This is a genomic window from Desulfuromonas thiophila (genome assembly GCF_900101955.1).
GTDB lineage: Bacteria > Desulfobacterota > Desulfuromonadia > Desulfuromonadales > Desulfuromonadaceae > Pseudodesulfuromonas > Pseudodesulfuromonas thiophila.
Genome location: NZ_FNAQ01000028.1, coordinates 1 through 8,529, shown reverse-complemented (window position 1 = coordinate 8,529; position 8,529 = coordinate 1). Strand labels below are relative to the sequence as shown.

Genomic DNA, 8,529 nt, shown 5'->3' with positions numbered 1-8,529 from the left:
TTGTATTTTCCTATCAATCCGCGAAGCATCAGGATCCCGCCAAAAAATCACTATAAAAATAACGCCTTGAACCGTTTTATTCTATTTTCTAACACTTACAGCTGCGCGAACCTCCCGGAGATTTGCGTATCACTGGAGGTTCGCTAAATGATCAATGGCCCTTCCTGGTCAATCCCCTCTTTGGCCCCGACATGCTCGACACGATTTCGCCAGTTGGCTCCGAGAAAGTAAAACCGCAGACTGTCGCGCTCGTCGTCGATGACATCGAGAAGCTGTTGCCGCATCTGGGTCCATTGCGCTGGGTCGACGAGGCATTCAAACACCGAATATTGCACGCGTTGGCCATGGTTCTGGCAGATTTTGGCAACCCGCCGCAGACGCCTTGCTCCTGTGAGGCAGGTTGTGGCGACATCGTAACTGACCAAGACCATCATGAGTCACCTCCATAAAAACGGCGGGTAGTCGTCCAGATCGCCACGCAAATACCGGCTAAGCAACTGGGCCTGCGCATACAGGGCCATGCCCAAGGGGATTTTTTCTTTCAAAAAGGGATGCTCAATTTCTTCCTGTTTGCGTTTCTGATAGGCGACCAAGAGGGTCTTGCGCGTCTCGTCATTCATGGTCACGGCCCCGGACTCGGTGATGGTAAACCCTTTTGGTTTAACCTGACCGAGATTGATCAGCGACAACGCCAGCCGATCCGCCAGCATGGGGCGAAATTCTTCCATCAGATCCAGAGCCAAGCCGTACCTGCCCGGTCGATCACGATGCAAAAATCCCACAGCCGGATCAAGGCCGACGCTTTCCAGAGCCGAGCGGGCATCATGCGCCAGAAGCGCATAGATGAAAGAGAGTAGGCAGTTGACCGGATCAAGCGGCGGACGGCGATTGCGCCCCGCAAAAGAAAACGTCTCTTTCTGGGCAACAATCAGATGATCAAACTGATCGAAATAATCCCTGGCGGCCCCCCCTTCTATGCCGCGTACGGTTTCCAGATCGTCCTCAGCCAACAGTCTCTGGCTGTAACGGCTCAAGCCCCGGCAGGTCTGTTCAATGTCGGACTCAGCCGTCTTTGGCTGATGGTCACGCAACACGCGCTGTAAACTGGTGCGGCAATTGGCGACCTTGCCGAGCACGAACAGGCGCGCCAGCCGGGCAGATGCCTTGTCGCAATCGGCTTGACGATACTGCTCACGCCGGAGCAGCACATTGCCGCTCACCGGCCCTTGCACCCTACCGAGAAAGCGGCCGTACTCCGTCATGAAACTGACCGAGACATCGTTTTCAGCACAATGCCCGAGCAGAAAAGGGCTGCACAGCACATTGCCGAAGCAGACAATGGAGCTCAGGGTATGAATGGGCAAGCGCAAGCGATTTTCCCGCTCGACCTGTACCACCACGGTTTCCCCTTCTTTGTGCAGATACGTTCCCTGCGTGGTCACGTAGAGGGTGTTGAGCATCTTCTTCATCCGGCCCTCCCGATCATGGCCGCCAGATATTTTTTGACGGAACGCTGCTCTTGGCAGCTGCGCGGCAGACATAAATGCAGCAATGAACACTGATCACATTTTTTCGAATAGACCGCCGCTGGTGTGTGTTGGCGGGCAACCAGATCATGCACCTGTTGCGCGATGGACAGGGTGAGCTCGCGTAACGCGGGATCAAACACTACGGCTTTACGGCGGCGTTTCTGGCCGTAAAACAGCGCACCTGCGGGAATGTCCACCGACAGCATCTCTTCCAGGCACAGAGCCTGGGCGCACAGTTGCACATCATCACACTGATCCTTCTTGGGGCGGCCGCGTTTATACTCCACGGGCAGCACCGTTCCGTCGGCGTGAAACTCCACCACGTCGGCCTGCCCGCTCAACCCCAGACAGCCGGAACGAATCGGCAGGGTACGCACGATACGCACCCCGCCGATTTTCGTTTTTTCATGGCTGTCCACCCGTTCATGCAACACCTGCCCCTCAGCGGTGTAGCGATTCTCCGCCCACAGCTGTTCAACGTGGATCAGGGCGCACTGGCGCGGGCAGAACATGTAGTGCTGCAACGCCGACAGCATGATGTAGTCGGATTCCGGGTACATAGTTTTACAGTTTTTGGATAATTTCGACTCCGGCCGGGGCTTGGCCGACTGTTACCGTATAATCCTTGAACGACCGCGCCGGTCCTTCCGAACCTGCGGCGCGCTTGATGTCGATCAGGTCAAAGAGCTTGTGCGCCGGGGCATTGCCGAGTTTGTCCTGATGCTTGAACACAAACAGTTTCTGGCTACTCATCATGCCGCGAGCTGCGGAGCGATCATGCTCAAACATGTTGATCAGGGCATTCCACAACAGATCGAGGTCTTCATCACTGAAACCGGTCTTTTCCGCCAGAGGTGCGGAGATAAAGCCATGGGCGACATACAGACCATAAGGGACAACATGCTTGCGCCCCATGGTGCGCTCTTTTTCCAGATCCTTTTCGTTGGTCACCGCCATGCGGGTGATGCTGACCTCCTGCGACAGAATCGGATCAACGCTGGTGGCAAACGCTAGTTGCACCGGCCCGCGTACCTGGCCGCAGTTGACCTCGGTGGTCATGACGGCACCGAAGCTGCGGATATCGTAGAAGTTGGCGCACATCCAGCCGGTCACCTTTTGCGCATCCTCCACTTTTTTCGGCAGTTTTTTGGCTTCGGGTTTCAATTCAAACGCTTTGTACGCCATCTCGTTGGTGCGATTGAGCACCGCCTTTTCCTGCACATAGATATTGAAGCCTTCCGCTCCCTCTTTGGCTAGAGCGACATGGTTGCGGATTTTCCGTTTCAGGCAGACATCGGTCACAAGACCATGGCCAGTTTCTGGATCAACACGCGGGGTGTTGCCGGCATCAGGGTCACCGTTGGGATTGCCGTTTTGGACATCGAACAACAGAGCGAATTCATAGCGATTGGCGATGGCGGTCATGAGTTATCCCTCCTGAATATTTTTGGTGAAAAAGTTCTTCCGTTGATGGTAGTAGCCGATCATAAACAAGCCCTGTTGTTCAGGTGTTTGCGTTTTCGGATAGTTATCGAGTTCACAATTGATATCCTGAATCATGCGATCCAGATAGATAGCGCGTCCGCGACGCTCCGAATCCTTGCGTAGCTTGGCGATATGATTGGCTGAATTCTTCAGCAACATAGGCAGCACCAACTGTGGAGTCGCCGCGACAGCCCCAAGATAGCGATCCTTGACGGTCGCATTTGCGCCGGGAATCGCTTCTTCCTGGGCTTTTTCGAGAACGGCAAACAAGCGCCCCAGCAAATAGGGTGAATCTTTTCTCTCTGGATCAAACGCCACGGGAACCTCCTCCGTTTTGGTATTGCGCAGCAGATAGGCTTTAAGCAACGCCGCGCGAAAATAGGTCACATCATGCTCGGCACGAATCCGGTCAAGCACTACGGGTAACAGGTTTTGCGGATAGGGGCAGCCGGTCAGCATGGCGCGGGTCAACCCGCCGGCGAGAACCGGTGAAATATTTTCCGCCTTCCCCAAGGTTGCTGTCTGCACCAGCAACCGCCATAACGGCGGAAACTCAGGCTCGCTGTCGTACTGGCGCACGATATTCAGCTCCTGATAATACTTACCGATTTTGTCCAGCAGATCTCCGAAGCTGGTTTCCTGCCAGAAGCGAATCGACAGCCGCGCCGCGTTGGGAGCCAAGCCGAGGATGTAAAACTGTACATCGGTGTCCAGATCGGGCATGAAATCGGTCGGCTTTTTGCCGTCGCGAACTGCTTTGAGCAGGCCATGAATATCCTTGGCAGTTTTCCGGTCATCCTGCTCAGCCGATTCTTTACCAACAGCTTCGGACGGCGCGAACACATCCGCCAGAAACGGCTCCAGCGGCATCGGCCGTTTGGCCCAGAAAACATAGGTGGTATCGCCAATGCTGATCTTCTGACGGCTATCAGCGGCCAGGAGCGCGTTAAGGGCGGTGGTGTAGGCAAAAGCCGACGTTTCGGCAACTGAGGCTTTGTCCTGTTTGTAGGACACAAAGGCCGAGGCATTGAACGACACGATATAGCCGCCTGACGTTTGCCCGCCGCGGACCCCCTTAATCGGGGTATGCACTCCGGCCAACGGGACATTTTCTTCGCCACTGATCAGGCATTGCCCTACGGGGGCGGCGGAATCTTGCTGTCCGAACTTCAACCACTCTCGCTGGACCGCTGGGCGGTCATGGATGTAACCGGGAATCCCGTCCAGGCGGAAAACCAGATTGGCATTGCAGACCTCTTCCCACGGCTGGAAGCGTCCGACGATTTCTTCGCTTTGCGTACACTCCCAGCGCGACAGAAACTTTTCCACTGCCGCAAAACCGGCGTCATCGATCTCTTTGCCGATCACCTGTAAAAAATCGTTGAATGCCGCAAAACGTTCGCGATTTTTTTCCGTTGCGCCATCGCCATCGGCACCAAAAACGTAGGCCGCCTTGTCCCATAAAAAGTTAGCTTTGACGCCTGAGGTCCGCGTCACCGCAGCGGGAACCGGCAGTTTGCGCGGTCTGGAAGGGTTCCCTTCGCCAACCCGCAAATCCTCAATCGCTTGCAGAGAGCCATCTTCACCGAGCACCAAGGCATAAGAGATATTTTCGATGCTGGTTCCATAGGCCGGCATTTCAGTATCAGGATCATCCAGCATGCGATGGTAATAGCCGTTAAGGGCATGCAGAATCATGCGCGCACCTCCGCAGCCAAAGGTGACGGCGGTGAAATGACGCCGTTCTCCATCTGTGCCCGGAAAAACAGCGGCGTCATCTCGTTGTCGAAATCGATATCGAGCAACATGTAACCGAGATCTTTGCTTTCATCGGCATAACAAGAGGCGGGCACTGTGCCTTCAAGCAATTCAAACGAGGCGGGAAACTCCCGGCAGCCGAGACAGGGCTGATGAAAAAATTGCCCCTTGCGGGCACGCCGGTTGAAGATATCGAGATGCTTCCCTTCGCTATCATCCGCTCCAGCACTATCGGTCAGAATAAAATGCGCCTCGATGACATACTCGACATCACGCAGCAGAGTCGATGCCCGCTGTTGTCGGTTTTTGCCATCATCAACCAGAAAGTAGAGTTGCTTATTTTCCCGCATGACTGTGGCGGGATTCGGTTTGGAGATCTTGGAGCTGACTTCGTTACGGCGAACGTTGTCGAATTTGATCGGGCGGATGACATGAATTTTGTCGATCACCCAGCGGATCGCGGGTTTCCAGTGGATCGCCTCCAGAATTCCCCGCGCGGCGGAAGGTGTCAGCACGTCGTAAGAGACGCGTTCCACCTTCATCTCAGGTCGGGTAAAGCAGGCATAATCCCCCCACACCCGCAGCTTGATACCATACGCCATAGGCTTCCTCCTAGATTTTGAGATTTGCGGGCCACCGAAATGGTGGCCCGCGCCAATCTCAGCTTGCTTTATCTTATGTTTCAACCCACGCCCATTTTAGCAGGCGACTTTTAAGCACACTTATGGGGGCTCCCATTCGATTTCCAAATCAAAAACTTTTTACCAAATATCGACATTCTCACTTTAAACGCCAATTTTTTTCGGGGTGCCATAATAACCTCCTCTTGAATGTCATTGAGGCTAACGAAAAAAAATTGGCCAGTCAACAAGAAATCTGTAGCTAGCTTTATCTTATGAATAAATTATCTGATTAAATCTTCAGGATCCCAAACAGCCCCCTCATCAACACACAATCCAACATCCGCTTGATATGCTTTGAAATTCCTAAGCACCGGAAACTGACCATCCACCAGCTCCAACGCTCCCGCCGCGTTCAACGCCAAAAATTCATGGCTACGCACGGCAACGCTGTACGTTTGCAGCTTGCGTAAAACGGTCCGGGGGAATTCCGTGTAGCGCAGCTGCCGCACTAGCTCCTCGGCCTCCGATTCGAGAGGAATAATCACGCCGACAGTTTCATCCTCGATAAAACGGAAATTTTCCGCGACAGTACGGAAAGGGAAATAAAAATCTCGGGCAAGTTGAATTTGTTTCTGGTCCGGGAATGCTGACAAAATCTGCTTTTTGTCCAATTCCTGCACATCGTAAAGCAGGGCAAAAAAGCGCCGCATCATGTCCAAACCAAGCGGGTCGACATCCGGCAGGCTGCGTAACGCTTCTTCGGCGCGGCTGGCGCAGCGCTTGACCCATGGCATCCTTGCTGGCTGCTCCGGCTCGTAAACATAGACCCGGCCAAGCCCTTCCATTTTCCCTTCGCGATTGCAACGGCCAGCCGCCTGGGCAACGGAGTCAAGGCCAGCCATGGCGCGATAAACCGCAGGAAAATCGAGATCGACTCCGGCTTCGACCAAGGAGGTGGAGACCACCCGGCAAGGCAAGTTCTGTTTGAGACGCCACCGGATCGTGTCCAATGCCCGGCGACGATGTTCAGGATACATATTGGTGGAGAGGTGGAAATTCCCTTCGCTTTCCGGCAGCATCTCGAACAGTTTGCGCGCCTGCGGCTTGGTGGACACAATGCACAGCACCTGCTCCTGCGCTGCCAGACGCTCAGCCAGTTCTTCATCGGTCAACTTGCCGACAAACACGACTTCGGTGCGGCATAAATCAGCATATAGCTGTTGGGGATTCTCGATAATTTCATGGATATCCGGCAGACGATTGCGCAACGCCTTATCGTCCAGAGCGGGTTGGGTGGCGGTACAGAGCACCAGCGAGCAGCCGTAGCGCTCAGCCAGCTCCTTCAAAGCCGCCAGACAGGGTTCGAGATAATCGGTCGGAATCGCCTGCGCTTCGTCCAACACGATCACACTGCCGGCGATATTGTGCAGCTTGCGGCAGCGGGACGGTTTGTTGCTGAACAGCGATTCGAAAAACTGCACATTGGTGGTGACCACCACCGGCGCATCCCAGTTTTCCGTCGCTAATCCGCGCCGCCGGTTGTAAGCTGCCGCTTCCGACTCGTCTTTTTCTTTGTAATTGCAATGATGTTCCAGAACCGATTCACGCCCGAGAATATCCTGAAAAACCTTGGCATTCTGTTCGATGATCGAGGTAAAGGGAATAGCATAGATCACCCGCTGCAGCTTGTTGGCAACGGCATGATCAAGAGCGAAAGAGAGTGACGAAAGGGTTTTTCCGCCGCCGGTCGGCACGGTCAGAGAAAAAATCTGCGGAGCAAGCTCGGCCTTGGCCCGGCATTGCCGCAGGATGGATTGGCGCAGCCGATTCACCGGAGTTGGTTCGGCCTGTTGCGTAAGTTTTTGCAGATGCTGGTTTAACTTCCCCTGAAGATCGACAAGAGACGGCTGCTCAACAAAGGATCGTGCTGCAGCTTTATCCGGCGTGCAAAAGGCTTCCGTATCGAGGAAATCGGCATCGACCAGGCAGGAAAAAATCATCCGCGTGAAAAAAGCCATACTGAAACCAGCGGTTTTATCTTCCGGTTTTGCCAACGGCCAGCGTAGCACTTTCGCCAATGTGATCGATGGCAGCAACGACACATCTTCGGGAACTTTGCCATGTCTCAGACGATAGTGCAGCTCCGTCTGCTGCGTGCCGCCGTCCGGCAAACCGCCGTGATGCCCGGCAATCGCATAAGCCAACAGGAGCCCCAAGGGTCCAAGACGGTCTTTGGCCAAACAGGCACCGAACGTTGAATGATCCACCTTTTTTGAGCTGCCTTCCAGACGTTTGATAAAATCGGTTGTGGCCTTGCCGGCATCATGGAGAACTCCGCCATTTTCTCCCCACTCACCGCAACCGAACACTCCGGCGAATTCTTTCGCCAGCCTTGCCACCTCTTGCAGGTGCTCCTCCAACGTCTGCCAATCGGATTTGTCCGGGCATTCCCCAGAATGGGCATAAAATTGCATTTCGAACCTCGCTTTCTTTGCTTTCCTCTCCCGCCGATCAAGATGCAATCGCAAAAAATCGAACTAAATCAAAAACTGCCATTTCCTAAGCCGTCAAACCATCCATAGAAGCTAGTTCGTTGATTCTGAGCGCAATATGATGGTCTCTTTTTCGCCAGATCAATCTGCCCTGACTCTTTGCGAGACCATCAATCAATGATGATATAAGAGTGATCCTTGCAGCCCCATAGTTTTCTCCCCTCATCACAAGGAGTTACAACAGCGATCGCCAGAATCGCCTTATTATTCAGCCAGGACAGATTGATGGCGATAATATGATCAACTAATTTTAATTTTACATTAGATCTATCTCACAGGCTACTCTCGCTTGACTAAAAAATCAATAGCTCTAATTTTATAAATCAAATAGTAGACCCTATTGACCTAGTTTTAGATGTTCAACATGAGCGTTATCCTATCTTGCAGAGCGATCTGATCGTGAGCGCAACAAAGAGGTACCGCGATTGAACATCTCCAGAGCTGGCTGCGCAGGAGGTAGGGGGCCCCAAGTAAGGAGCTTCAGCTGGTGTAGCGGAACCGGTTCCCTGGACACAAGTTTAGCTTACGCCGCCTGACGGATTTCATCAGGTGATCTGAAGCCGTTTTTCTCAACACGCCATT

The 8,529-nt window shown here is 53.6% G+C and carries 7 protein-coding genes; all 7 read right to left on the bottom strand.

Annotation, left to right across the window (positions count from 1 at the left end):
• Positions 1–143 precede the first annotated feature (143 nt).
• The 7 genes from cas2 to BLR80_RS12390 all read right to left on the bottom strand — a co-directional run bounded on the left by cas2 (position 144) and on the right by BLR80_RS12390 (position 7,869).
• Positions 144–434 (bottom strand): CRISPR-associated endonuclease Cas2, encoded by a 291-nt coding sequence (cas2, locus tag BLR80_RS12420; RefSeq protein ID WP_092080818.1) that lies wholly within the window; start codon positions 432–434, stop codon positions 144–146.
• Positions 435–437: 3 nt separating this feature from the next.
• Complete coding sequence (gene cas1c, locus BLR80_RS12415) at positions 438–1,469, bottom strand: type I-C CRISPR-associated endonuclease Cas1c (RefSeq protein WP_092080815.1); 1,032 nt, start codon at positions 1,467–1,469, stop codon at positions 438–440.
• A complete protein-coding gene (cas4, locus tag BLR80_RS12410; RefSeq protein ID WP_092080812.1) occupies positions 1,466–2,089 on the bottom strand; it encodes a CRISPR-associated protein Cas4 in 624 nt (207 codons plus the stop codon). Before cas4 ends, cas1c begins: the two co-directional genes overlap by 4 nt.
• 4 nt (positions 2,090–2,093) lie before the next feature.
• On the bottom strand, positions 2,094–2,954 hold the full coding sequence (cas7c, locus tag BLR80_RS12405) for a type I-C CRISPR-associated protein Cas7/Csd2 (protein ID WP_092080809.1): 861 nt from the start codon (positions 2,952–2,954) through the stop codon (positions 2,094–2,096).
• A 3-nt stretch (positions 2,955–2,957) separates the two neighbouring features.
• Positions 2,958–4,712 (bottom strand): type I-C CRISPR-associated protein Cas8c/Csd1, encoded by a 1,755-nt coding sequence (gene cas8c, locus BLR80_RS12400; protein WP_092080806.1) that lies wholly within the window; start codon positions 4,710–4,712, stop codon positions 2,958–2,960.
• Positions 4,709–5,374: a type I-C CRISPR-associated protein Cas5c gene (gene cas5c / locus BLR80_RS12395; protein ID WP_092080803.1), complete on the bottom strand. Its 666-nt coding sequence runs from the start codon at positions 5,372–5,374 to the stop codon at positions 4,709–4,711. Before cas5c ends, cas8c begins: the two co-directional genes overlap by 4 nt.
• Before the next feature lie 302 nt (positions 5,375–5,676).
• On the bottom strand, positions 5,677–7,869 hold the full coding sequence (locus BLR80_RS12390; RefSeq protein WP_092080800.1) for a CRISPR-associated helicase/endonuclease Cas3: 2,193 nt from the start codon (positions 7,867–7,869) through the stop codon (positions 5,677–5,679).
• Between the last annotated feature and the right edge of the window lie 660 nt (positions 7,870–8,529).

What these genes read in the sequence shown, in the direction of transcription:
- BLR80_RS12390 (WP_092080800.1), bottom strand. Translation starts at nt 7,869, where the DNA reads ATGCAATTTTATGCCCATTCTGGGGAATGCCCGGACAAATCCGATTGG.
- cas4 (WP_092080812.1), bottom strand. Translation starts at nt 2,089, where the DNA reads ATGTACCCGGAATCCGACTACATCATGCTGTCGGCGTTGCAGCACTAC.
- cas8c (WP_092080806.1), bottom strand. Translation starts at nt 4,712, where the DNA reads ATGATTCTGCATGCCCTTAACGGCTATTACCATCGCATGCTGGATGAT.
- cas7c (WP_092080809.1), bottom strand. Translation starts at nt 2,954, where the DNA reads ATGACCGCCATCGCCAATCGCTATGAATTCGCTCTGTTGTTCGATGTC.
- cas1c (WP_092080815.1), bottom strand. Translation starts at nt 1,469, where the DNA reads ATGAAGAAGATGCTCAACACCCTCTACGTGACCACGCAGGGAACGTAT.
- cas5c (WP_092080803.1), bottom strand. Translation starts at nt 5,374, where the DNA reads ATGGCGTATGGTATCAAGCTGCGGGTGTGGGGGGATTATGCCTGCTTT.
- cas2 (WP_092080818.1), bottom strand. Translation starts at nt 434, where the DNA reads ATGATGGTCTTGGTCAGTTACGATGTCGCCACAACCTGCCTCACAGGA.